The sequence below is a fragment of the Ruegeria sp. YKSF131 genome, from assembly GCF_059612645.1.
The window spans coordinates 1-24,720 of sequence record NZ_JBXWQZ010000010.1 but is presented as its reverse complement, the minus strand read 5'-3'; the positions used below and the strand labels follow the sequence as shown (position 1 = coordinate 24,720).

The following is a 24,720-nucleotide window of genomic DNA, read 5'->3' as shown; positions in this document are numbered from 1 at the left end:
TTCTCTTGGAAATAGCTGTCGTCGCGAACTTCCTCAAAATCATTCTCCGCTTGGACAGCAATTACGTACCACAACTATCCCGATATGCTCCCAAGAAACGCCTTTGATGGAGATCAAGGGCAACGCTCGCCACTTACTCATAATAAAAAATCTATTCAGGCCGATTTTGGGAGGATCGGAATGACCGTACTCATCGCCTTCGCTACCGTCGAAGGCCACACAGCAAAGATTGCGCGTTTCATCTGTAATGTCGCGAAGAATGCCGGTTTCAAAACAAACCTGATCAATACCGATGATTTCTCTGGCCACGTATCGCTTGACGGTGTGGTCAAGGTTGTTCTTCTGGCCCCTGTCCACGAACGTAGGCACCCCGAGTCATTCGAGGCTTTTGTCACTTCAAACAGAGATGCCCTAACTAAACGAAAGTCTCTCGTGCTTTCCGTTGGTCTAAAAGCTTCTTTCGCGTCAGGTCGAGAAGAAGCACGCGACTATCTCAACGAAATGTTTATGCGAACAGGTTTTGAACCGAATGCGACGGCGTTGATCGCAGGCGCGGTGAGGCCCGAGAACTACGGGTATTTTGAGAGGGAGGTCCTTAAGCACGTTGTCTTGCTAGGTCGAAAAATCGATCCACAAGATGGGGCACGGGAATTTACTGACTGGGACGAACTGACGTCAATTGTAATAGATTTCCTTGGCTGAAACAGTCGGGCAAACCAGCATCAATCTCAAGCGATTTCCTAATAACAACTGGCTGCTCCCGCATCTGCAGGTGAACATTTTTAGCTATGGCTCCCAGCAAATCACAGTCGCCGGTTCGTTTAATCAGTGTCCGAAAAGCACTGGCAACCTCGTCTGCTCTAACATTGCTTGCGTCGTTCCCCCAAAAACTGACTCACGCAAATGAGAATGCCCATAAGCGCCCATAGCAACGAGGTCGGCCCCCAATTCTCTTGCGCGTTCTTGAATGCAGTGTTCGATCGAAGCCCCACCACATGGGAACTGCGACACGGTCGCGTTGCAACCGTGATGGCTGAGCCATCCAGCAATGTCAGTTCCGGGCACTTGATCTTTTACGTCATCAGGCGACGGCAAATCAAAACACCCAATCACAACTTCGTTGGCCGCCAGAAAATAGGGTAAAGCTAAATGCGCAGCCCTAGACGAAGGCAGGCTATCATTCCATGCCAAAAAAATGCAGTCGCGTTGGGCAAACGGATCTCCATTGATCATCAGGGGGACCGGCGAATGAAACAACACTCCGCACGCGATCTTGTGAAATAAATCGGGGTCTTTTCGCAACTCAGCGTCTAGAAAAGCGATATCAGAGCAATTTGCTTGTCCTGCCACAAGATGCTGTAACTCTGCTCCAGATCCCATAAAGGCGATTACATTTGCCGGTACGCCCTGCTCGACCAGAAACGCTTCAACTTCAGTGGCGCGGGACATCAAGGCGGCATTTTGCGCGTTAAGAACATCCAACCAGTTTGAGGGAAGACCCCCCTCAACGAACCTGTTTGATCCATACTTTAAGTAAGGCAGGTTAGGTAAAGCCGCGATCATTACACAAATCAAGTGGCCGTTCTGAATACGGGCAGTTTCAGCGCATTCCAAAATCGACGCGTCGTCAGCATCAACTCCTACATAATATGCCACTGTTCTGTGTTGCATTCCCGACCTCCGTCCGGAATTTCAATTCGCCCAAGAGCCATGCGCACTGATTAAACCAACAAATAGACGATGTTGTTAGTCGCTCTTCTTACTTAGGCAGCATGAAGAACTCTTCCAGCACAATCTTGCCTTCTGCCACCGAATACATTGCGATCTCGCGCAGGGTCATACGCTCACCCGTAGCCTTCTGAACCACTTCAGCCCTGAAGCGCACTCCAAAGCGGTTGGGTGGGTGGACGTAGGGGCCATCCACGTCTAGTTCTTGAATTTCGTGCGATGCCAACCAATCCCCTCTTTTTCCCTTTATGGCTTCTCGACCCTTTGTAACGCGGAATTGGCGAACTGGAGGCACAACTGCCTCTATCGACTGTGCGTTTTCAGCATACATTTCATCAACACTTCCAAGGCCCCTGCGCTTACGCATGGCCTGGACGAATGATCTTCCGAATTCAACCAACTCTTCCATGAGCACCCCCTTAATTACCAGTGACTGTACCACTTCTTGCCCACGCAAATCTTGACAAGGATCAATGAGCATTTGGGTAAATGTAATGCGGCCAACTCGCACTCACCTCTGCGAAGCCATTAGGGTCAGGACTTCGGTAACGGAGCCGTCCCAGTCAAGCTGTTTTGCGTAGCATGATTGATCCGCCATGGCGGTGTAACTTTACCTTGTTAGTGTCCGCTCTGCTTTCTGTCACGGCCTTCGATTGAGATCCTTGGGGTACATGCTTCGGGTCGTGGTCAGCGCGACGGCTGCCAACATGATGCTGGTTCGATGTATTTCCGATGTGCCCATCTCATAGGCGTGCATGACTAGATTCAGCGACGGTCCAGACCACGACATCATCGGAACCACGTCCCTGCGAGACCTCGAAGGCCTGCTATCAGGCAGGCAACAGGTGGATTAACAGACGATCAGTCCATGTTCAGTGCAGCGTCGAGCCGGAATACGGTGCCATCGACCCAAATTCGATGGAGAATGGCCAATACCGATCATACGGATGCCGAAGGTTTTGAGGACGCCACGGATGTGACCTTCGAGGTCCTTGCGCTGCCGGATCAGCCTTTCAAGGGCACCGACAAGGCATCGCAGCCGGTCGACCTCTTCGCTGCGGATATGCACCGCAGTGAACCAGCCGGTTCGGGCGAGCTGCGCCAATCCTTCGGCATAGGTGGCGTCAGACTTGTTGAGCCGTGCCGACAAGCTCTTGTGCGCCTTGAGGGCAACAATGCAGGTCGCAGGCAGACCGAGACCGGCGAGGCCGCGCTGCAACAAGATCGACAACATTCCGCTTTCATGCACGATCCGTCGGGGCGTAAGTTCGCGGTTGCGAAACCAGCCCGCGACGCCCTGGGGATCAGCGGGACAGACGCCACGCGCTACAGTCTCAACGCTATTGGTCTATTTGGTCAGTGCCAAGCTTGGTTTGCCCGGACGAGACAGATGAAGATCGCTTCCGTTGGCTCGGGGTGTCGAGGGCACCTCCGCTCGCCGGGCCGCGCAGCGGCTGAATCAGCATTCGGTCGAGCCAGAGGTCTCGGCGTGTGCGAAACTGCTCGATGCCGATTTCCATGCCCTTATGCCCCATCTCGGGTTGCGCAACGTAAGTGCCTAGAAGTCGGTCCCACCACGGTAGATTAAACCCAAAGTTCGAGTTGGTCTCGCTTGGATCAACGGAATGGTGGACTCGGTGCATGTCTGGAGTGACGACGATCCATCTAAGTATTCGATCCACCGGACGCGGCAAGTCAATGTTTGCGTGATTGAAGAGCGCAGTAGCGTTCACGATCACCTCGAACAGGAGCACGGCGACAGCGGGCGGCCCCAAGGTTGCTACAACCGCCAGCTTGATCCCCATCGAGATGAGAATTTCCACCGGATGGAAACGCAAGCCAGTGGTCGCGTCAAAATCGAGGTCGGCGTGATGCATCCGGTGCAGACGCCAAAGCCCCGGTACGGCGTGGAACATCACATGCTGAAGGTAGATTGCGAGATCGAGAAGCAGCATGGAGGCCACGATGGCAACCCAAACCGGCGCCTCGATGTTGTTGAAGAGCCCCCATCCGCGATCCTCGGACATAGCTGCGAGACCAACTGCGAGGATTGGAAAGGTCAGCCGCAGGATGGCGGTGTCGAGCACCACGAGCGCAAGGTTGTTTGTCCATCGGATAACGCGCGGAATATCCCGTCTTCGCCGGGGTGCGGCCACTTCCCAAAGTGCCATCGCCGCCAGGACGGATAAGAAGGCAATAAGGCGGATAGTTGGTTCAGCAGCAAGGATTGTGTCGGACATGGACATCCACTATTCGGGTTTCTGTCGCAATAGAATTGCAAGCTGTTCTAGGCGACGACCGCTCCAATGTAACGCAGACATTCAAGCGATACCATCAGAGGGCGGCTTGGGTCCGCAACTCTGCCGTTCAGCAGATTTCAGCGAACGTCCGCTGCCGAACCAGCAACTCCCGGGCCCGCAGAACCATTGCGGACGCCTGGATCTCTTCACTTTTCACGGCAACAAAGCGCATAGTTGGTCTACTCGCGGCTTCGCAGATCGCTTCCGCATCGGCCGTATCGTTCTTTTGACATTTGACGAATGGATTCACGTAGGCCGGATGGATCAGCTTGACTTCGTGACTCAAGCGACTGATCTTGCGCGGCCAATAATGCGCAGTGGCACAGGCCTCCATTACAACCACGCAACGCGGCAGCTTTGCGAAGAACTCAAGGACCTGACCCCTGCGCAATTTCTTCCGAAAAACAGGATGACCTGATCCATCCGCTCCGTGCACCTGGAAAACGTTCTTCGCCAAATCCAGGCCAATCATACTAATATCTTCCATAAACGCCTCCATTCAGGTTGTTTGCAAACCTAAAATGGCACACCGAGGCCAGCGCGGGCGTCTACACCTTCAGAACCGGAGCCCAGAATCGGGCGCATTCGTCTTTTGACGAAACGGTGATCCAATTCATTTCTCGCCACTAAAAGCACGACGCAGTCAGCGTTGCCATGGCATCATTCCAGAGTAAGGTACCCGGACCGCTACAGAATGCGCCATTTGTGCTAATGTCGTAAGGTCAAAAACGGGAAGCTGCAGCTCTTCCTGAAGACGCGCGGCATATGGCGGCAAATCGGTGCACTCCAGTACCAGCGACCTGATTTCCGGTGTTTGGTGTTTTAGTCGCCGTGCTGCTTCAAGGACTTCGGCCTCGATCACATCGGTGTCCATGCGGGTCCGTGTATTCCGCAAGATCACCTCAGCGAATTCGCTGGTGTCCTCCAATCCTTGCACCGCGACGGGTATACCGGCGGCTCCGACGCCTTCGAAATGCTTTGGCGTCAAGGCTGACGCATTTGCAGTCAGCACGCCCACCGGGGCCTTGGCTCCGGTCATATGGAAGGCGAGGGGCACCTGAATCAGGCTCGATGCAAAGACAGGCACGGAAACGGCTGCGGCGAGTTCCTTTTGGAACAAAGCCAGAAACCCGCAACTTCCCGTAATGGCGCGAACGCCCTCGGCCTCAAGGCGTTTTGCGCCCTCAACAAAGGGGGCAAGCAACTCAGGCGATGGGTTGTTCAGCAGGGTCGGGACGGTGATGCCGTCGATCATTTCGTAGAGCACGGGAAACGGAAGGCTGGACGGATTCTTGATGTGTCCGGGCGGTTTGGGGAAATAGCTTTCAAGGCACAAAACCCCGATCGAAGCCCCGCAGATGTTTTGACCACCTTCGTAAATTGGCATGGTACTTGGGTCCTTTTGACTTAGAGATCTAAAATCGGGCCAGCGAGAATGGGTCCAAACTGATATTTGGACTGCGGTCAGACACGAGATCCGCCACTAGTTCCCCCGTTTTCGGTGCCATCATCAGGCCGTAGTGAGAATGCCCGAACGCAACGTAGAGCCCGTCTTTGCCATTGAGCGGCCCAATCGCAGGCAGGCTGTCAGGAAATGAGGGGCGCCGTCCCATCCAGAACTTCGCCCCACCTGTATCAAGGTCCGGCACCAAAGATTTGGCCTGATCGGTCAGTATCTTTTCTTTTCGCGGGTTGGCTGGTGCGTCTACGCTGCCAAACTCGGCCGTGCCGGCAACCCTCAGTCCGCCCAACATCGAACTTGCGACGATCTTTGCATCCACATCCATGACGGAATTGTTCAGCACAGCCGAAGGGCTCGGGAACTCGATATGATACCCCCGCTCAGCCACAAGCGGTACCGGTAGTCCGAGGGGTTTCAGCAGGTCGGCAGACCACACCCCGGCGGCAAGTACAACATGGTGCGCGTGCAACGAATCTTGCGACGTGGAAATCTGCCATCCGCTTTCCCCGGCGCGACTAATCTTGGTGACTTCGGTCCGCACGAATTCGGCACCTTGGGTACGCGCTTTTTCGGCCAGAACAGCGCCTAAACGCCCCGGTGAAGTTGCGCGCGCTTGGCCTTTGATCACGATTGCAGCCTTGAACTCATTGGACAGTGCAGGTTCCAGGCGCCGTAGTTCAGTACCGTCAACACGCTCCAACTCACCACCTTTTTCCCGACGGATCAGATAGCCAAGCCCGTCTAGGTTGGCCTCTTCCGGATTGCGGAACGCGTGAATGTAGTAGCTGTCGACGATCAGGTTCTCGTGCCCAGTGCCTTGCAAGTGCCGACGATAAAGATCAATGGACGGACGGCACAAAATCTCCATCGCATCCGAAACTTCGCGCACAGTCTTTTCGCTGGACTTACCCAGAAAGCGCAGCCCCCACGGGATCATCTTCGGCCAGAAGGATGTCCGGACCGACAACGCGCTTTTCGGATCCAACAGCATTTGAGGAAGTTTCTTCCAAATGCCGGGAACGGCCTGGGGAATGATCGACCAGGGAGACACCACACCTGCATTGCCGAATGAGGTCTCCTGCCCGGGCTCTCCCCGGTCAATCAACCGCACGGTTTTGCCACGTTCCTGCAATGACAGGGCGCAGCAGATGCCGACGATCCCGGCGCCGATAATGGTTACACGTTCAGACATGTCAGGCCGTTGCTTGAGTTCGGGTGCGGGCGATCAACTGCGTAACGATCACGGGTGACGCTACTGCCAGCGCGATCAGGTCAGCCGTTATCGTGGGCGCTACGAAGATGATCCCGGCAAAAGCCATCAGAATACGAGACAATACGTTGAGCGGTTGCAGCCAATAACCGACGACCGCCGCGGACAGGGCGATGACCCCCGCTATGCAGCTTGCCGCAGTGTATGTGAACTCCCAAAAATCGAACCCGGTGGAGGATACGAACAACAAAACCGGTGCATAGACGAATGCCATCGGCGCTATCACCTTGCCCAACCCGAGCGTAAACGCGGACAGCCCGGTGCGGAACGGATTTGAGTTGGCGATCGCAGCCGCCGCATAAGCCGATGTACAGACCGGAGGCGTAATTTCGGACACCACGCCGTAGTAGAGCACGAACAGGTGGCTTGCGATGGGCGGAACACCCAACTGGGCCAGCGCGGGCTGCGCGACAGAAACCAGCATGATGTAAAGCGCGGTGGTTGGAATACCCGCCCCCATCAAAATGCAGACGACAGCGATGAAGATCAGGGAGATGAACAGTTGCAGGTCTTCGATTGCAAACAGCTGGAAGCTGCCGAACGAGATCATATTATAAAGATCCGCCGCCAGATTACCTGCCCCTTGCGTGACCATAAATCCGATACGAAAGCCGATACCAGTGGTGTTAATCACACCCACAACGATACCCACAGCGGCGGCAGCGGCACCCACCGCCAGCGAGTATTTTACGCCCAGTTCGACAGCAGCTAGCATCTCGGGCACTTCGATACGTTTTTGCGGGTTCAGTGTGGCAGTCACAGACAGCGCGCAGAGTATCGCGGTCATTGTCAGGTCGAACCCGCCATCCGAGAACTTCCATAACACAAAGGCCAGAAACGCCGCCGCGTAAATCAGCGTTGGTGGCTGCTTGATACGCGACATACCCGCGATCACCGCCAGCGATATGCCGCAGAAGGCAGACATGAATGGCGTGTAACCGGTAAACAGCACCACCAGCAGGCCAATCAAGGGCACGATATTAGCCCAACCTTCAGCCCAGACAGCCTTGAGTTGCGGCAATTGTTCCTTTGTCAGACCCTTCAGGTTCAGCTTGCGCGCCATCAAGTGCACAACCGCGAAGACGCCAATATAGTGCAGAAGCGCTGGGAAGATCGCAGCAATGACAATAGTGGTGTAAGGCACCTCCAGGAATTCGGCCATGATAAAGGCCGCGGCCCCCATGATGGGCGGCGTGATCTGGCCGCCCGCCGAGGAAGCAGCCTCGACCCCGCCCGCGAAATGGCCGGGGTAGCCCAGGCGTTTCATGTTCGGGATGGTCAGCGCGCCGGTTGAAACCGTGTTGGCGACCGAGGACCCTGAGATCGTTCCAAAGAAAGCCGATGATACGACCGACACCTTGGCCGGACCACCTGTATAGCGACCCGCCAGAATGGTGGCATTGTCGATAAACAACTTTCCCAACCCGGTGCGCTGCGCGATCACACCAAACAAAACGAAATGGAAGACGATAGTCGAAACGACCCAAAGCGTGACGCCATAGATGCCTTCCTGCGGAAAGTACATCGACGACACGAAGGTTTTGAAGTTTACACCGGGATGCTGCAACAAGCCGGGGAAGTACGGCCCAAGCAGGGCATATGAGATAAAGACGCAGATGATCAGCGGCAGCACCCAGCCCAAAGTGCGGCGCGCGATGTCCAGTACCAGCAGGATGATGATCACACCCAATATCACATCGTAGGTGTTGGGGTTACCCATGCGGAATGTCTGTTCCTCGATCCCAAGAAAGGGAATGCCGCGCCATGCAACGCCAACATAAAGCGCAGCAACGATTCCAAGCGCCATGAAAACCAAATCGTAAAGAGGGACATTCCCAATGCGAAATCGGCTGACCTTGAGTGCATAAAGGCTCTTGGCGCCGAAAATAGGGATGGTGGCATAAACCAGGATGAACAGCAGGGCCAAGTAGATACCCATGTGCCAATGGTCCGCAGGCAGGCCGAACCCGGCGGTGAAAAACTCGTAGAACGCAAAGATCAGGGCGACGACGCGCAATACCTTGCCCGTGGTGGGCGAAACTTCACGTACAGCGGCACCTTCGTCGAACTGTTCCTCAATTGCAGCTAGTTCTTCGGCCGTCAGTTCGCGGTCATCAGGTTGCTGGGTCTCGGACATGATGGCCTCCCTGTCATATTGGTGCATTTTGACAGTGCGATGCCCCCATTGAGGCATCGCGTCTGCAGGTCAGTTTTGTGAGTGGTAGGTTAAAGTAGGCCTGCTTCTTTGTAGAACTTCTCGGCCCCCGGGTGCAGCGGAACACCCAGTGCCTCTACGCCGTCCAGTGCCGTATCAGGTGTGATTTGCTTGCCTTTGGCATGGCCGTTGTCCAGCAGTTTGCGCGTGTTGTCATTCCAAAGCGCCTTGGTCAGCTGATAGACCAGATCTTCGGACAGGTCCGAAGAGACAACCAGCATCGCGCTAACCGCAGGGGTCTTGGTTTCGGTGTCGATCCCATCATAGATGCCACCCGGAATGACCGAGGGGATATAGGCCGGGATGATCTCGTTGATCTTCGCCAGATCTTCGTCGCTGAAGGAATGCAAGTTCATGCCCTTGGTCGATGACAGTTGAACCATCGCCGCAACGGGCCAACCTGCGGCATAGAAATAGGCGTCCAGTTGACCATCCGCCAAACGCTCTGCGCTCTGGCTGTTATTCAGCTCGGCCTCATCCATATTGTCCCGGTTTACGCCCCAGGCATCCAGCATCTGCAGCACGGCAACTTGTGTACCGGAACCGGCTTGCGCGATACCTACACGCTTGCCTTCCAGATCGCCCAGATCATTGATCGTCTGTCCTGCAGGCAGAACCAGATGCAGATCCTCCGGGAACAAGTTTGCCACAATGCGCAGCTTGGGATGCGGCTTGCCTTCGAACTTGCCTTCCCCCAGATACATCGAACGGGTGACGTCTGCAGCGGCCAGACCGGCCTCAAGCTCTCCGTTCTGAACAGCGGCGTTGTTGAAGACCGAAGCGGTGGTGGATTGTGCGATTGCAATCAGGCCCGGAACACCGCACTGGCCGCCTTCTTCACAGGGGCGCGAGCCCGGAGGGGCGGAGATACCGTTTGCGATGGTACCTCCGATAGGGAAGTAGGTTCCGCCTGCACCACCGGTCCCGATGCGGAAAAACGTTGGGTCCTGCGCCAGCGCAGGGGCGGCAAGCGCGCCCGCCAGAGCCAGTCCGGTCAAGCATTTCACAAATTTCATCATCATCTCCCTTTTTGGATGGTCAGATTCGGTTTGGCCGAATTTCGATCCTGCAAGCGTAGAGGCAAATTGCATAAAGACAAATTTATTATATTTCACAAAACTATAGTTTAGCTTATACATGACTCATGAACCTTACGCAACTGACCGTTTTCCGTGAGGTGATGGAGACCGGCTCCATCTCTCAAACCGCCAGGAAACTGAACCGCACCCAGCCTGCGATCAGTCTGGCCTTGAAAAATCTTGAAAAGACCCTTGGCCTGACACTGTTCGAGCGAAAGGGACGGCGATTGGTACCTGTCCCCGAAGCACATTACCTTTTGGCCGAAACCGCAGGCATTCTGGACCGCCTTGCGACAATTTCCAGCACGATGGAAGGATTGATCAAGGGGCATTCCGGCAGCCTGAATATCGCGACAATGCCAGGCCCGTCCGCCTTTCTTTTCCCGCGTTTCATCAGCCAATCGGTCGGCGAGAACCCCGAGATACGTATCACATTATCTACGCGCAGTTCGCCTCAGATCATGGAGCTTGCGGGCACGCAGAATATTGATTTCGGCTTCGCTGACTTCGAGTATTCGGCCGGGAAAGAGCCTCAGTATTCAACAGAACTGATCCAGGCAGATTGTTTTTGCGCCGTTGATCGTGACAGCCCGCTTGCTTCGCGCATGACCGTTTCCATTTCCGATCTTGACGGAGCCCCGATGGGGGGATTGCATGCCGCGCACCCGTTTCAGCGCAAAATTCGGCAAGAGTTTCAGGATGTATCCGCGAATTACAATCCAACGGTGACCTGTCAGTACTTTCTTCCCTTGATACCCTTTGTGAGTTCAGGACAGTGTTATTCGATCATGGACCCATTGACCGTTGCCACTGAACAAGAGCTGAACCTGTCTAATGGAAAGGTTGTATTCTTACCGTTCGAAAAACCGCTAAGATACGAGTATGCAACCCTTGTGCCCGACCACCGACCACCGTCTCAATTGGCTTTGAAGATCAAAGCGGGTTGGAAAGCCGAAGTTTTGTCGATGTTGGAAGAGGTGAAAGCCAAACCTATTGTAGTGGGGATAGATTAAGCGAGTAGCTAACAGAACTGGATAGCTTGGACGTTACAAAACGATACTGTCGAGACGGAACTCCGGTTTGGATCAATTGCAGTAAATCACGAAACCCCGCAATGGGCCCACCGCCACGCTTAGCAACGTCCGCTTCCTGCGCTTCACTATCATTCGAGCAGCATGCCGCATCTTGTGATATTGTATAGGTATCTGATGGAATGGACATCCCCTGATCTCTCATCTGATAGGTTTTGGAGATGGATTCCACCAAGTGGTTAGCAAAATGGCGGACTTGGAGCTTGTTGGCATAGATCTGGCGAAAAATGTGTTTCAGCTTCACGGGTGCAAGTTCCTCGGGCGAAGTAGTTTTCGCAAACAACTCAGACTCAACAACCTTCTATTGTTCGTTGCTACACTACCGACGTGCACCATTGCCATGGAGGCTTGTTCCGAGAGCCACTATTGGGGGCGAGAATTTGCAGCCCTCGGACATACGTTTCGTTTGATCGCGCCCAAATATATCAAACCGTTTGTGAAAAGCAGCAAGAGTGATGCGATTGACGCTGAGGCCATGTACGAGGCAGCGCTGCGATCAACGATGCAGTTTGTGCAGGTCCGCAGCGAAGACAATCAAGCAGTGGCCCTGGCCTTCAAAGCACGAGATCTGTTGATCCGGTATTGCCAAGTTGTCTGGCGTTTCGACGACGACTAAAGGCAATGAATGAACATTCCGTCCGGCATGCTGCGCCTGAAGGGCTTTCGCTACCCTCGCGAGGTCATTGCCTACGCGGTTAGGACATACCATCGGTTTGTCCCCGGCAAACTGGTGGAGTTGGAACGTGTCGAGGCCCTGCACCTACACGAAGGCGAGCCCAGAGGAACCGAGACCGAATGGCTCGGCACTCGCGCGATCTGGAACATCTCTCGTACCGAGAACAGTGCCGTGGTCCGCTTCGAACATGTGCGTCTTGCGCCCAATCTCCACAGCCACGAGGTCTGCGAGGCCAGCTGGGACCGCTTCGTCGTCGAAAGCCTCAAAGCCTATCTCGATACCGTGCGAGGCATACCGCACCGGGCTTTGGATTTAAGTCCAGCCAGTTAGGGCGAGCCGGGAAAGCCCGGCAGGGCCGTGGCGCAGGCGGCCCCGCGCTGGCCGCCCGCCATCGTCTCGTGCCCGCCCGATCCTCAGCACCCCACGACCCGGTTCTTGCGCATTGGGTCCCACACCCGTGCCAGTAGCAAGAAACGGGTCGATTGGCCGGCGGTCGGCCCGATAGACCCATGGTCATGCAAATAAGTTGAAAGGCATGATCATGGAACTGAAGAACAAGACCGTCATTGTCACCGGCGCAAGCAATGGCATCGGGGCAGCCGCGGCGCTGCTCTTTGCCGCCGAAGGCGCCAACGTCATCCTCGGTGCGCGGCGGCAGGCCGAACTGGACCAGCTGGTCGGGCAGATCACTCAAAGCAATGGCAGGGCAACCTGCCTTGCCGGGGATGTCACTGACGAAGCTCACTCGAAGGCGCTGGTGGCGCTTGCGCTGGACAAATACGGCGCGGTCGATGGTGCCTTCAACAATGCGGGCATCATGGGCGACATGGGCCCGGTCTCCACGATGAGCACGGCGAACTGGGACGCGGTAATCGCTGCGAACCTGACCAGCGCGTTCTACGCGGCGAAAGCCCAGATCCCGGTCATGGCCGCGCAAGGAAAAGGGTCGATAGTCTTTACCAGCTCATTCGTCGGGTTCAGCAATGGTGGCATGCCGGGGATGGCCGCCTATGCCGCATCCAAGGCAGGGATGATCGGCTTCACACAGGCGCTGGCATCGGAACATGCCGGGGATGGGGTTCGCGTCAACGCCGTGCTTCCCGGGGGAACGATGACGGCGATGGCTGGCGACGATCCCGACACGCATGCATTCATCGCCGGCCTGCATCCGGTAAAACGCCTTGCCGAGCCAAAGGAGATTGCCCAATCTGCACTCTACTTGTTATCGGACCGGGCGAGTTTCGTAACCGGGACGCCACTCGTCGCCGATGGCGGCATGTCGGTCCGGCTGCTCTGAGATCTTGCCGTTGGCCTTCTTATGGCCAACGGCTTCAATTCGGCCCGTTCGGTGGGGATTGCGTTGCTGCGTGACGCCTGTTGCCAAGGCCGGTCACTCCGAATTTCTTATTTTACCAGTTGATTTATTAACCTACTGGTTTAATAAAGTACGTATGACTGACCAGACCAAGCTTGATGCGGCTTTCTCGGCCCTCGCCAATCCGACACGGCGAGCCATACTTGCGAGGTTAGCACAGGGCGAGGCGACCGTGAACGAACTGGCCGAACCGTTCGCAATGAGTTTGCCGGCCGTATCGAAGCATATCCGGGTTCTGGAAGACGCAGGCTTCATCTCACGCGGTAAGAACGCTCAGTTTCGACCTTGCAGGATGGATGCAAGACCGCTGGAGGCCATCGCCGAATGGACAGAACAATACCGTCATATCTGGGCGGCAAGGTTCGATGCCATGGCCGACGTCCTGAAGCAAATCGGGGAGATTTCCGATGAATGAAGTTCAAAGATGGGTTCGCATCGAACGCGAGCTTGCGGCGTCAATCGATGCGGTCTGGAATATGTGGACCGATCCGGCGCTCTTCAAACAATGGTATGGCCCGATGGGCATGACCGTGCCATTTGCGGAAATGGATGTCGTCGTTGGCGGGCAGCGCAAGATCTGCATGGAGATGAAGACGCCCGACCGGACCATGTCCATGTGGTTCATCGGCGTCTACAAAGAGGTCACGGCGCCCACCCGCCTGGTCTATACCGAGAGCATGTGTGATGCCGACGGCATCCTCATTCCGCCCTCCAGCATGGGAATGCCCGAGGGTACGCCGGACGTGACGGACGTCATTGTGGACCTGGCGGAAGCGGACGGCAAGACACGCATGACAATGATCCATATCGGTGTGCCCGAGGGATCAGCGGGCGAAAGCGGCTGGACCCAGGCATTCGAGAAGCTCATGACGCTCGTTGAGGGCGCGCCCTGACTCGATCCAGACTATGACGGTGGATGGCCATCAGACTGCGGGGCGTCATCGCAAATCTCATACCAGTCCGGTTTTTCAAAGACGAATTCGTGAAACTGGTTTCTGACGCCGAACTCCGTATCCAGAGCATTCGCGGCAATCGGAAAACTGTTATCGTCCGAGAGGATTTCCCCAAGCGACGTGCCACAGAACCTGCAGAAGCACCGCGCGTACTTGTAGGGCGGAGCGGGCCGATAGGTCGCCACATGCTCCTTTACCTGCAGCCAGTTCAGGTCTTCCTTCTTCACGAAGACGATGACGCTGGCGCCAACCTTGCGGCAGCGCGAGCAATGACAGGTGCCCATCATCGACGGCTCGGACGAAAGCTCAAATCTTACCGCCCCACAGCAACAGCTTCCCTGAATCATAAGACGATTCCTTCGTATCAAACAGACAACCTTGATGAGAGCATTAAGTGAACAATGGTGTTTGTGCGATGAAGAATGTACCTGGATTCTGACAACAACACATATACCGCACTTGATGTGGTATTTCAGGTGTTTCGAGGGCGCTTAACCGCCCAGGAGGAGCTAGATTTCGCCAGTGTGCTCCCGTGCGTTCCCCGGGCGATTTTCGTGAAGGATTGGGACATCTCGGATCAACCGCTTCCGTTTGGTGACCGCGCCTCTCTTGTCGAAGAAGTCAAGGCCGTCCGAAAACATCACAACCTCACTCCCGATAATGCCATCCAAGCGGCCGCCTGGGCATTGCGGCGGCACAAAAACGCGCGTAATTTCCAGCGGGTGCTCGACAAGCTGCCCCCAGAGGCCCGTGATTTCTGGTACGTCGAAGTCTCGGATCCATCTGAACTGGAACAGCGTATTATCTAAGCAAAAAGTCGCCCGGCTTTGAGAGGAACCCAGAGTCGCGTATAAGGGCCACTAGGTTGCGACCCCACCTTTCAGGCCATCAAGCAGAACGTCGTTTCCGGGCCTGGGCGCAATAAACGATTTCCCAAACACAGGTTGGACGGGACTGCCGCCGCTCGTTGGCAAGCCGGTCTTCAAGGGCATCGATGTCGATGTCAGTCTTCGATGCAATCGAGTATCGTTCAATGCGCGGAAGCGCCGCGCGGACAATCGAAGCAACCGGATAGCGAGACGAGGGTGTCAAAAGGTTCGCTTCGGCACGGATCGCTTCCACCTCCAGTCCCGCTTCCGAAAGAACGGCGTGCATATGGCTGCCCATGTGGATGTCGGCGCCTTCGGCCAACAGCATATCGCGAAGCCAGCCACGGACCCGATCATGCAGCGGCCAAGGCGCTCCGACCTGTTCGATTGTGGCCAGGTCATGCTCATGGAACACGGCGCGACCACCCGGCTTGAGGACGCGGGCAAGGCTGCTTACCGCTGCCACGGGATCTCGCTGATACATCAGCACACGCCGTCCGATAGTGGCGTCGCAGGTCTCGTCCCTGATTCCAGTCGCGTCAAAACCTCCTTCAGAGAATGTGACGTTGCGCAAACCCAACTCGGCCCGTCTGGCGCGTGCCAATTGCAATGCGCCTGCGTCCCGATCAAGACCGATCACCTGACCGTGCGATCCGACCCGTTCGGCCGCCATGAATGACACCGCGCCGGTGCCGCAGCCGATATCAAGCACGCGCATGCCCGAACCGATACCTGCCGCTTCGAGCAGCCCCATAGTCATCTGGTCAACGTTGTTCACTGCCAAACAGCCAGTTTCCATTGTCCTTACGGCCGAAACTCAAACCGGTGGGCGGTGCGGCATACCCGTACCGGTGTCGAGATAGGCCTTTAAGCTGTCGACAAAAAACCTGTCCCATCCGGCCTCGCATACCTCGTAACAAAGAAGGCTTGGTGAAAGCCCCACATGTTCGAAACGAACTCGCGCGCCGTTTTCTTCGGGCGAGATGGTCCAGATCGTCCGCGTGCCGAGCCATTCTGTCTCGATCTCCTTGGGCTTGCCTTCATGCAGGTGCAGCGCCTCGACGCATTCCAACTCGACCAGTTTTCCGGGAACAAGCCGCCTGGCTTCGAAAGTCCAGTACGACCGGCCCGGCGGAAAGGTGAACTTGGCCCGGTCGCCCTCTTTCCGGATCGGCTGATCAGGTGTGGTCCACCAGTGTTCGAACCCTTTCGTCAGTGCTTCGAAGACCTGTTCCGGGGTGGCCGCGACCGTGAGAGACTTTTTATAGTTTCGCATGGAAGGTACTGCCTCCTGTTCATTCCAATGCGGAGGCAACGTGTCCTCAATACCGGGAAGCTCTCTCATCCGGGCTTTCCACTCGGATACCCGTGGATAAAGATCAGGCGGATAGCCGAAACCAAGCCGGTCCATTACCTTGTGGTGGTTCTCGACCGCCCGCTGGATAAGGCGGATTTCCGGGAAAACGACCGCGTCTGCCGCACTCGGCGTATTCCCAACCAAATAGGAACTATTTGCCAGCAGACCCTCAAGCCAGCGGCATTCAGCATGCAGCTTTTCACTGGCTCCGACCAGTGCCTTGTCTTCTTCGCTGCCCGGCTGCGGGTCGAGCCGCTGCAGCAAGACTGGAACCAGTACGGCGCGATTGGCCTCGCGCACATAGTCGCAAGCTTCCATGGTGACCTGCCAGATTCGCGCGGCCTCGTCCGGTGTTGCGCCAAAGAGTGGAGGCTCGGGATAGCGCCGATCCAGCCAGGCAAGGGCGGCGATTGAATCGCGGATGACGATGCCGTCGGCTTCCAACACCGGGACGGTGGCGCGCGGATTCAGCGACAGAAAGGGTTCGGATTTGTGTTCTCCGGCGGAGGCTTGCAGAACGTGCTGTTCCCAAGGGATGCCTTTTAGGGCGAGTGCCACAAGCACTCGCCAGGGTCGCGGTGCGCCGCTGATTGTGTGGATGGTCAATGTCATGGTTCAGGTCCTAATCCTCAAGTGCGAAATTGTTACGGGGCGGCACGGATATCATCATTCCAGGATATGTCCCGCCGACTGGTTGAGCATGGTGCCTGCCATGCAAGAGGCGAGATCGGACGCCGCAAAAGCAAAGACCCCGGCGGTATCTTCGGCAGATGGCAGGCGTTTGAGCGCGGTCTTGTTCTGCTCGACAAAATCCTTCATGCCCGCGTAGTCGAGACCTATTTGCCCGCCCATCGTCTTGAACGTGTAATCGATGGTTGACGATTCTGGCATCGCTTCGGACCGCACACCCAGAACACGAATGCCTGCCGGTCCCCATTCATGCGCCAGTACACGCATCAACCCCTCAGTCGCAGCATGAGAGGCCGAAGCCGCCGCCGACCACGGGGCTCCGACCTTGGCCAGTGTCGAGGTGTTGAAGATCACCGTACCAAACCCCTGCCGGGTCATGTGAGGATAAGCCGCTTTGGCCGAGATGAACTGAGCGCAGGTGTCGACGGACAGTGGCAGAAGGAACTGCTCGGAGGAAACCTCGACGCTTGGGTTGCCGTGATGATAGTCCAACGGTCGTACGCCTGCGAGGTTCACGACAATATCGATGCGGCCTTGCCTTTCCCAGACCGCGTCCACAAAGTCGGACACCGCCGAAGTGTCGGTGGCGTCAAGATCTCGGTAGTCGGCAAGTTTTTCAGCGATACGTGAGTGGGCGCCGTTTCGACCGGCACCGAACACGATTGCCCCTTCCCGCAAAAAACGCTCGGCGACATGGCGTCCGATATGCCCGTTTACACCGAGGACGATTGCGGTTTTCCCTTCCAAAAGCATGGCTTGATCTTCCCTGTTCCTGTGTGCGCTGCATCAATATGGGATTTTGCAACTTATTGAAAAGAAGGCAGTTTTTCTTTACTTGGTCAGGTTTTTGCTACTATTGGCGGCGATTCTCTGGTCGCGCCTTGGGGCAACCCGATGAATTTCCACACAAATGGTTTGATTTGTGAGAAAACTTACAAAATAATGGTTGGTAGCAAATTAGTACTAGGGAGGCTGCCATGAATGTCATGAAAAACGTCACGGACGAATCACGGCCATCGAACGACGCCTTTGCCGAGCGCTGCCCCATGCCCGATATCGCCCGCTTGATTGGCGGCAAGTGGAAACTGATCATTCTTCAAGTTCTGATCTTCCAGGGCACGAAGCGCTTCGGCGAACTCAAACGGGACGTGGACGGGATCACGCAGACCATGCTGACTGGGCAGCTTCGGGCGCTGGAGGAAGATGGGCTGGTGACGCGCGAGATATTTCCAGAGGTGCCGCCACGGGTAGAATACACGGCGACCCAAAAGGCGATAGCCCTGACCAAGATGTTTCACGCAATGCACGATTGGTGGCTTCTAGAATGTGAGAGATGAGATTGGCTCAATGGTGGCCTGCTACGGGATTGACGGATCGTCATTTCGCCAAAAACTAGTGTCAGGATTCATAACCAATAAATGACGGTTGCTGCGAGTGCGATTGCGGACAGGAATACTTTTGGACACCGATCATAACGTGTCGCTACGCGCCTCCGGTCCTTGAGCCTGCCAAACATGATCTCAATACGGTTGCGCCGTTTGTATCGGCGCTTGTCATACTTCACGGTTGTCTTGCGTTGCTTTCGACCTGGGATGCAGGCACTTATTCCTTTGTCTTTCAACGCGTCCCGGAACCAATCGGCATCATAACCGCGATCCCTGGGCAGCTAGTCGACATCTGAAATACTGCCTAGTAGCGCTCGCGCACCGATGTAGTCACTGACTTGGCCAGCGGTGACAAAAAGGCTGATCGGTCGCGCTTGGCTGTCACAGATAACATGCAGTTTGGTATTCATGCCGCCCTTGGTTCGGCCCCTCTCGGCAGCATCCTTCGGATGCGCCTGCCGGGCAGTGAATCAGGCGGCCACGCCCCCCTTTTGCGCGGCCATGCTGGTCGCGGTACGATGTGCTTTCAGATAGGTCGCGTCCACTGCCCGGCAGTCGAAACGCAGTTTCGATGAGAGGGGATCATCACGGTCTTTTCCTCGCCGTGCTCGCCGGCCAGGCCGGCCATCACCCGAGCGAAGATACCTTTCTCACTCCAACGCTTCCACCGGCTATAAAGCGTCTTGTGCGGCCCGTTTTCTCTGGGTGCGTCACGCCACCGCAACCCATTGCGATTGATGAAGATAATCCCGCTCAGCACCCTCTTGCCATCGACCCGCGGCTTGCCATGCGACCGCGGGAAGAAAGGGGAAAGTCTGGCCATCTGCTCGTCAGTCCGCCAGAAAAGGTCGCTCATATCACCGCTCCGTTTTTCGAACCGTGAATCATGCAGAGCTTTGAAAATCAACGAATCCTGAGCCTAGGGCCGTTCGATATCTATGAAAGTGGATGCTTTCCTGTCATAAGTTGAGCCAGAACTGATAGTCCGCTCCCATCCTTAATCGGCAGAGCGGCTTGGTTTCTTTCAGATCGGTGCACAAACACGCAAGGCATCGAGAATTGCGGCGTGCATATTTCGGCTTGTAACCGCGTCGCCAATGCGGGCCAAATAGAACTGACCGCTCCGATTGGTATCAGGAAATGGAAGCGTCCCGCCAATGAGCGCTTGGTGTTCAACCTGCCCAAGGTTGCACGAGATTGGTTTGAGGTCGTGATAGAGTTCGGCCATAGGGGACAGACCATGTTCAACGACCACATGATCTACAAGACGTTCAATGACGCCCCCCGTCAACGAATGACGTAGGCTGGCAAGAACCCGATCGCCTTCGTGCGAAAGGCAGGTGAGCTCCTGGAGGCAAGTGAAGGCGACTCCATTAGCGGCCAGATCGCGTAATGCGACAGCAGAGGTCGTTGGGCCAAGGTCATGCAGAAGAGCCCGATCTGGGGTCACCAGATTGACACTGCAACCGTTACCAGCCAGCACGTCAGCCGTGACGGCCGCAGGGTGGTCGCCGATCTCGTCAAACAATAGCACCTCGCCCGAGATACGCACCTCACCGGACAACACGTCCCAACTGGAGATTGCCAGGTCACCGCCGGGGATGGTTAAGGTACCGGGCCAACCACCTGTCGCAATGATCACGACATCAGGGACTTCGGACAGCACATCTTCGGCTTCGGCATAGGTGTTCAGGCGGATATTGACCCCAAGCACCGTCACTTCTGAAATCAACCAGTCAGCAACGCCCCAGACCTGCCTGCGCGTCATCCCCTTGGCGGCCAGACCCAACTGTCCGCCCAGACGATCCGACGCCTCGAACAACACCACGTCGTGGCCACGCAGGGCACAAATCCGCGCGGCCTCCAGCCCTCCGGGCCCGCCACCGACGATAACCACTTTTTTGCGAGTGTCGCTGGGGATGATGATATGAGGCAAGGTCTGCTCACGTCCCGTCGCAGCATTGTGTCCGCACACGGCAGGTTTGCCCTGATTGACACGGTCCACGCAGTAGCCCAAGCCGACACAAGGGCGGATACGCTCTTCTTCCCCGCGTGCGAGTTTTTCTACCAAATAGGGGTCGGCTATCTGTGCGCGGGTCATGCCCACCAGATCGACATGGCCGCCAGATACCGCGTGACGGGCCGTGGCAATATCCGCAATCCCTCCTGCGTGAAGGATCGGTAGATCGACCGCATCACGTATGCGTCCGGCCACGGTGACGTGCGGGGCCGCAGGCAACCCCATGGGGCGCACCCACTCGGCCAGACCAAGATCATCGTAGGGTGCGCCGGCAAGGATATTGAGAAGGTCGACATGGCCGGAATTTTCCAGCATCCGGGCGGCGGCTATGCAATCTTCGGCACTCAGCCCTCCTTCGGTTTGTTCATCACCGGTGATGCGCATCGACAGGATGAACTCGGGGCCGACTTCAGCGCGCACCGCGTCAAGCACCTGCAGGCTCAGGCACATGCGGTTCTCCAACGTCCCGCCATAGTCATCGTCGCGCTTGTTGGTAAGTGGGGACAGGAATTGCCCCAGAAGGTGTGAGTGGGACAGAAGCTCGATCCCGTCGAACCCGCCCTGCTGACAGCGTCGCGCGGCAGCTGCGAAATCGCGGATCACCCGGTCGATATCCTCTTGTTCCATTACTTTTGGAAAGGCGCGGTGCGCGCGCTCTCGGATACCGGACGGAGCCAGAACCGGAAGCCAATACCCATCATCCCAGGCTGTGCGCCGCCCCATATGGGTGATCTGGCACATGATGGCGGCACCATGTTCGTGTACGCCATCCGTCAGTTTCCGGAACCATGGGATAATACTGTCATCGCCGGCATAGAGCTGGCCAAACACTGATGGGCTGTCAGGGGCGATATTGGTTGACCCGCCGACCATGGTCAGGGCGACTCCGCCCTTGGCCTTTTCTTCGTGGTACAATCTGTAACGGTCCCGGGGATGGCCATCTTCGACAAAATTCGGTGCATGGGAAGTGCTTACGATACGATTGCGCAAAGCCAGATGTTTCAATTGAAACGGATCAAGTAGGTTTGCCACTTTCGTATCCCTTCGGCCAAATCTGTTGACAGAGAACCGTTCAAGGTCGGGCCCTCTGGTCAGATTTCACGCCCGATGAAGTTTGTTTTCGAAAGTATTTTACATGGGAAGCAACACGCAAGAATTCGCAGCTTCCGACATAGCTGTGTGAAAAGGCGACCCGGCCAAGAGACTTCTATGTGGAAAACTCGTTGAGCAGAGACGGGGACCTGATAGATGCCTCTCAATCCACCAGGGTCAGCTAAGGGCCACGACCACGTGTAGTCTTAGATTGGAGGTGCTGCGCGCTCAGTGACCAACTGTCTAGCTATGACCCTTTCGCGATGGATCATGTACAGCCCGGCACTGATGATGATGGCAATACCAAGCAGGCTAAGCATGTTCGGGAAGTCATTGAAGACAAGATAGCCAAACAGGGCCGCTACCGGCAGCTCAAAGTACTGCAGGGGAGCCAATGTAGCCGAAGGTGCAAAGGAAAGGGCATAGGTCATCATCAGGTGGCTCACCGTTGCGAAAAAGCCCGCCCCCAGAAGCCACAACAGCGCGAGGCCTGCCGGCCAGACAGGATCGAACAGCTCGGAGCCGGAACCTTGGGCAGCTATCAGTACGGGAATGCAAAACAGACTGGCAATCAGGCCAGTGTGGAATTGCAGAGCCACGGGGTGCATCCGGCGTGACAATCCCCGCGTCACAAGAATGTAGAAAGCAAAGGCGACCGCGGTACCAAGAGGGATTATGGCAACAGCGCCAAAGGCCGCGAAGCTGGGCTGGATAACGAACAAAACCCCAACAAATCCCACAAGAGCCGCTCCCACTCGACGAGGGCCGACATCCTCGCCGAAATAAAACTTGCCGACCAGCAAGACAATGAACGGGGCCACAAATACGATAGCCAAAGCGTCGGCAAGTGGCATCACACGGATTGCCGCAATAAAGCAAAAAGTTGCAAACAGCAAAAGCAGTGAGCGGATTGCGAGTGCCATCAAGTCACCTCGCGCCACACGCAACGGCAGCCCCATTATCCAGATGAACGGTGCCATCAACGCGCACTGCACTAAAAAGCGGGCAGCCGTAATCTGCCCAATTGGAACGCTGGCTGATGCGAGTTTCGCAGCCACATCCAGCAAAGGAGCAGTCAGGCAAAATCCAAGCATCAGCGAAACGCCTGCAAGGATGCGATCCGCAGATTGAGGTATGGAAGCAATGGTGGTCATTTGATCATGTAGAAATGTCGCCAAATGCGTGTCTGTTCTCAATGCGACACCAGGCGAAAGTCTCAAAATCCCCGAGCTCTGGTTGGATTGGATTTTGCGCCTTCAGCTAACGTCTCCTTCGGCAGGCCGCATTGCAGCGTGCGGAAAGTGATGGGAATGGCGGGAATGGGCCGGCGTGCCACCAATCAAAGCTGAGACTGACCAGATGCTGCGCCGCATCCGATGGAAGTTGAGAGCTGATTGCGTTGAAGAACTCGTTGGTTTTGTTGACCTTACCGGGGCGACTGGTCTGATTTCTTGCGGCAATGCGCTTCCAGCCCACCCACTCAACCTGTTGCGGGCGCCATCGGCTTGAGCTTTGCCGGTTTCCGAAGGTTTTGCGCTGTTGCTGCGAGGGTAAATTCGTCTTGAACGCCGCTGGGGCCACGTAATCGAAGACGCCCCAGCCCGAGGATACGTTTGAGGTGCGCGAAGAGCATCTCAACCTTCTTTCGCCTCCTCTGTGCGGTCGGGTTGAAAGGTGAAGCCTCGCAGAGCTTGGTAAACTCACGGACCTCCTCGAACTGCCCTCGCGTAACAGATCGGGCATCTACCTTGGGGCAACATTTCTGCCTGGATTGACAGATACTGCAGACCATCTTGCTAGCCCGATATTTACGGCGTCCTGTCCGTGGCTGTTTGTTGTGCGGGTCCTTGTGATATTGCCGCGTGCGCCTCAGCACCTTGCCTTCGGGGCAGAGGTAACGGTCATTGTCCGGGTCCCAGGTGAAGTCGGATCGAGACCAGGTGCCATCCTTGCGTTCGGACTTGTCGAACACGGGAATGAACGGAAGGACTTGCCGATTTAGAGCAAGCCAGGCCAAGTTCTCGCCAGAGCCATATGCGGTGTCGGCGGTCACCCAATCGGGCTTCAGTCCAAAGCGTTCTATTGTCCGGTCGATCATCTTGCGCAGGGCACCCACTTCGGCGGTTTTGACCGAACGGCTGGCCTCCACGTCGACGATGATCCCGTGATCGGTATCAATGAGGTAGTTGTCGGAATAGGCAAAGAACGCCGGTCCCTTGCGGGCCGCCGTCCATTGGCTGGAAGGATCTGCATGGGCGGTGAACTTTGGCTTCACCTCGCTGGCCGCACCAAAAGCTTCGTCGTCCAGCACTTCGAGATACTCGCGCACAGCTCGGGGCGCATCATTGGGGTTGATCTCTCGGGCCGCCCAGTTTTCCGGATTGCTGGAATTTTGTTTTTGGACATCTGCCACGATAAAGCTGGCATCCACCGCTAACCCTTGGCCGCCGACGAGCCCCTCTTGCATGCACCGCGCGACGGTCGCCTCGAATACGTAGCGCAACAGGTCGCTCTCGCGGAACCGGCCATGGCGGTTCTTTGAGAAAGTTGAATGATCGGGAATGCGCTCGGTCAGATCAAGGCGGCAAAACCAGCGATATGCCAGGTTCAGATGAACCTCTTCGCACAGACGGCGCTCGGAGCGAATACCAAAACAATAGCCCACAAGAGCATACGGATCAGCAGCTCCGGATCGACCGGAGAACGGCCCGTGTGGCTGTAGAAGCCCGACAAGTGACCGCAGATGCTGCCCAAATCGACAAACCGGTCAACCGATCGCAGAAGGTGATCTTGCGGGACATGATCCTCCAGCGAAAACTCGTAAAACAGAGCCGCCTGCGCTTCCTGCCTCGGTCCCATCATCGTGATCCGCCTCCATCAATACCGAAATTGAATCAGCCAGTTGCCCCACGATCAAGGAAGAGTTTCTCAACGGAATCAGCTCTTTGTCAAAATTGGAGTTTCGGGAACTACCAACCCAGATCCCTCACTCCGTAAAACATGTATGCAAGCGGCAGGCTGTGGCGGCGAAGTCGGGGGAAAGGGATTATTTTGTTGAAAAACTCGGGCTTGATCGGTTGGTAAGTTGCTGATTCAATTCTTCCTAAAGGGAGGGATCAGCCATGATGGGACCGAGACAGGAAGCGCAAGCGTCGCTG

Annotated in this window: 22 protein-coding genes and 4 pseudogenes; 9 read left to right on the top strand and 17 right to left on the bottom strand. The window is 56.1% G+C overall.

The window, feature by feature from the left end:
* Positions 1-180 precede the first annotated feature (180 nt).
* Positions 181-702, top strand: coding sequence for a flavodoxin domain-containing protein (locus AC2FLZ_RS05300; protein WP_209508037.1), 522 nt, complete (start codon positions 181-183; stop codon positions 700-702).
* 123 nt (positions 703-825) lie between these two features.
* On the opposite strand, the gene AC2FLZ_RS05295 is transcribed toward AC2FLZ_RS05300, so the two are convergent.
* The 9 genes and pseudogenes from AC2FLZ_RS05295 to AC2FLZ_RS05255 all read right to left on the bottom strand — a co-directional run bounded on the left by AC2FLZ_RS05295 (position 826) and on the right by AC2FLZ_RS05255 (position 9,991).
* Entirely contained in the window at positions 826-1,671 is an 846-nt protein-coding gene (locus AC2FLZ_RS05295) for a universal stress protein (protein ID WP_480555836.1), read from the bottom strand.
* Between the two features lie 88 nt (positions 1,672-1,759).
* Positions 1,760-2,137, bottom strand: coding sequence for a SnoaL-like domain-containing protein (locus AC2FLZ_RS05290; protein ID WP_480607824.1), 378 nt, complete (start codon positions 2,135-2,137; stop codon positions 1,760-1,762).
* Between the two features lie 441 nt (positions 2,138-2,578).
* Positions 2,579-2,977 carry an IS110 family transposase gene (locus AC2FLZ_RS05285; protein ID WP_480521441.1) on the bottom strand — a complete coding sequence of 133 codons (399 nt, stop codon included), beginning with the start codon at positions 2,975-2,977 and terminating at the stop codon, positions 2,579-2,581.
* Positions 2,978-3,068: 91 nt separating this feature from the next.
* Positions 3,069-3,968 carry a sterol desaturase family protein gene (locus AC2FLZ_RS05280; protein ID WP_480521439.1) on the bottom strand — a complete coding sequence of 300 codons (900 nt, stop codon included), beginning with the start codon at positions 3,966-3,968 and terminating at the stop codon, positions 3,069-3,071.
* Between the two features lie 145 nt (positions 3,969-4,113).
* A pseudogene (locus AC2FLZ_RS05275) lies at positions 4,114-4,515 on the bottom strand (IS110 family RNA-guided transposase); the annotation flags it as partial.
* Between the two features lie 156 nt (positions 4,516-4,671).
* On the bottom strand, positions 4,672-5,415 hold the full coding sequence (locus tag AC2FLZ_RS05270) for an aspartate/glutamate racemase family protein (RefSeq protein ID WP_480555837.1): 744 nt from the start codon (positions 5,413-5,415) through the stop codon (positions 4,672-4,674).
* Positions 5,416-5,443: 28 nt separating this feature from the next.
* Positions 5,444-6,682, bottom strand: coding sequence for an NAD(P)/FAD-dependent oxidoreductase (locus tag AC2FLZ_RS05265; RefSeq protein ID WP_480555838.1), 1,239 nt, complete (start codon positions 6,680-6,682; stop codon positions 5,444-5,446).
* Position 6,683: 1 nt separating this feature from the next.
* Positions 6,684-8,897: a TRAP transporter permease gene (locus AC2FLZ_RS05260; RefSeq protein WP_496881918.1), complete on the bottom strand. Its 2,214-nt coding sequence runs from the start codon at positions 8,895-8,897 to the stop codon at positions 6,684-6,686.
* Between the two features lie 89 nt (positions 8,898-8,986).
* On the bottom strand, positions 8,987-9,991 hold the full coding sequence (locus tag AC2FLZ_RS05255; RefSeq protein WP_496881917.1) for a TAXI family TRAP transporter solute-binding subunit: 1,005 nt from the start codon (positions 9,989-9,991) through the stop codon (positions 8,987-8,989).
* A 128-nt stretch (positions 9,992-10,119) separates the two neighbouring features.
* On the opposite strand from AC2FLZ_RS05255, the gene AC2FLZ_RS05250 reads away from it, so the two are divergent.
* From AC2FLZ_RS05250 to AC2FLZ_RS05225, 6 genes and pseudogenes are all read left to right on the top strand, one after another.
* Entirely contained in the window at positions 10,120-11,067 is a 948-nt protein-coding gene (locus tag AC2FLZ_RS05250) for a LysR family transcriptional regulator (RefSeq protein ID WP_480473598.1), read from the top strand.
* Between the two features lie 265 nt (positions 11,068-11,332).
* Positions 11,333-11,761 (top strand): transposase, encoded by a 429-nt coding sequence (locus AC2FLZ_RS05245; RefSeq protein ID WP_480607809.1) that lies wholly within the window; start codon positions 11,333-11,335, stop codon positions 11,759-11,761.
* 9 nt (positions 11,762-11,770) lie between these two features.
* Positions 11,771-11,860: pseudogene (locus tag AC2FLZ_RS05240) on the top strand (IS6 family transposase); the annotation flags it as partial.
* Between the two features lie 502 nt (positions 11,861-12,362).
* The gene (locus AC2FLZ_RS05235; RefSeq protein ID WP_496881916.1) at positions 12,363-13,118 is read left to right on the top strand and encodes an SDR family oxidoreductase; all 756 of its coding nucleotides are present in this window, start codon (positions 12,363-12,365) and stop codon (positions 13,116-13,118) included.
* 154 nt (positions 13,119-13,272) lie between these two features.
* Entirely contained in the window at positions 13,273-13,611 is a 339-nt protein-coding gene (locus AC2FLZ_RS05230; protein WP_480477962.1) for an ArsR/SmtB family transcription factor, read from the top strand.
* A complete protein-coding gene (locus tag AC2FLZ_RS05225; RefSeq protein ID WP_496881915.1) occupies positions 13,604-14,089 on the top strand; it encodes an SRPBCC family protein in 486 nt (161 codons plus the stop codon). The genes AC2FLZ_RS05230 and AC2FLZ_RS05225 overlap by 8 nt, the downstream gene beginning before the upstream one ends.
* A gap of 11 nt (positions 14,090-14,100) precedes the next feature.
* Here the strand turns inward: AC2FLZ_RS05225 and AC2FLZ_RS05220 are convergent, their stop codons facing one another.
* Positions 14,101-14,496 (bottom strand): GFA family protein, encoded by a 396-nt coding sequence (locus tag AC2FLZ_RS05220; protein ID WP_496881914.1) that lies wholly within the window; start codon positions 14,494-14,496, stop codon positions 14,101-14,103.
* Between the two features lie 75 nt (positions 14,497-14,571).
* Between AC2FLZ_RS05220 and AC2FLZ_RS05215 the strand changes: the two genes are divergently transcribed.
* Positions 14,572-14,958, top strand: coding sequence for a DUF2267 domain-containing protein (locus AC2FLZ_RS05215; RefSeq protein WP_496881913.1), 387 nt, complete (start codon positions 14,572-14,574; stop codon positions 14,956-14,958).
* Between the two features lie 79 nt (positions 14,959-15,037).
* On the opposite strand, the gene AC2FLZ_RS05210 is transcribed toward AC2FLZ_RS05215, so the two are convergent.
* The 3 genes from AC2FLZ_RS05210 to AC2FLZ_RS05200 are packed head-to-tail and all read right to left on the bottom strand — an operon-like array spanning position 15,038 to position 17,818.
* On the bottom strand, positions 15,038-15,817 hold the full coding sequence (locus AC2FLZ_RS05210; RefSeq protein ID WP_496881912.1) for a methyltransferase domain-containing protein: 780 nt from the start codon (positions 15,815-15,817) through the stop codon (positions 15,038-15,040).
* 18 nt (positions 15,818-15,835) lie between these two features.
* Entirely contained in the window at positions 15,836-16,987 is a 1,152-nt protein-coding gene (locus AC2FLZ_RS05205) for a glutathione S-transferase N-terminal domain-containing protein (RefSeq protein WP_496881911.1), read from the bottom strand.
* Between the two features lie 54 nt (positions 16,988-17,041).
* A complete protein-coding gene (locus AC2FLZ_RS05200; protein WP_496881910.1) occupies positions 17,042-17,818 on the bottom strand; it encodes an SDR family NAD(P)-dependent oxidoreductase in 777 nt (258 codons plus the stop codon).
* Between the two features lie 224 nt (positions 17,819-18,042).
* Here AC2FLZ_RS05200 and AC2FLZ_RS05195 point away from each other — a divergent pair, with 224 nt between their 5' ends.
* Complete coding sequence (locus AC2FLZ_RS05195) at positions 18,043-18,402, top strand: winged helix-turn-helix transcriptional regulator (RefSeq protein WP_496881909.1); 360 nt, start codon at positions 18,043-18,045, stop codon at positions 18,400-18,402.
* A 68-nt stretch (positions 18,403-18,470) separates the two neighbouring features.
* Here AC2FLZ_RS05195 and AC2FLZ_RS05190 read toward each other — a convergent pair.
* The 4 genes and pseudogenes from AC2FLZ_RS05190 to AC2FLZ_RS05175 all read right to left on the bottom strand — a co-directional run bounded on the left by AC2FLZ_RS05190 (position 18,471) and on the right by AC2FLZ_RS05175 (position 24,424).
* Positions 18,471-19,306 (bottom strand): annotated as a pseudogene (locus AC2FLZ_RS05190) (IS5 family transposase).
* 168 nt (positions 19,307-19,474) lie between these two features.
* Positions 19,475-21,502, bottom strand: a complete 2,028-nt coding sequence (locus AC2FLZ_RS05185) for an oxidoreductase (RefSeq protein WP_496881908.1) — start codon at positions 21,500-21,502, stop codon at positions 19,475-19,477.
* A 266-nt stretch (positions 21,503-21,768) separates the two neighbouring features.
* Complete coding sequence (locus AC2FLZ_RS05180) at positions 21,769-22,716, bottom strand: DMT family transporter (RefSeq protein ID WP_480555852.1); 948 nt, start codon at positions 22,714-22,716, stop codon at positions 21,769-21,771.
* Positions 22,717-23,042: 326 nt separating this feature from the next.
* Positions 23,043-24,424 (bottom strand): annotated as a pseudogene (locus AC2FLZ_RS05175) (IS1182 family transposase).
* Between the last annotated feature and the right edge of the window lie 296 nt (positions 24,425-24,720).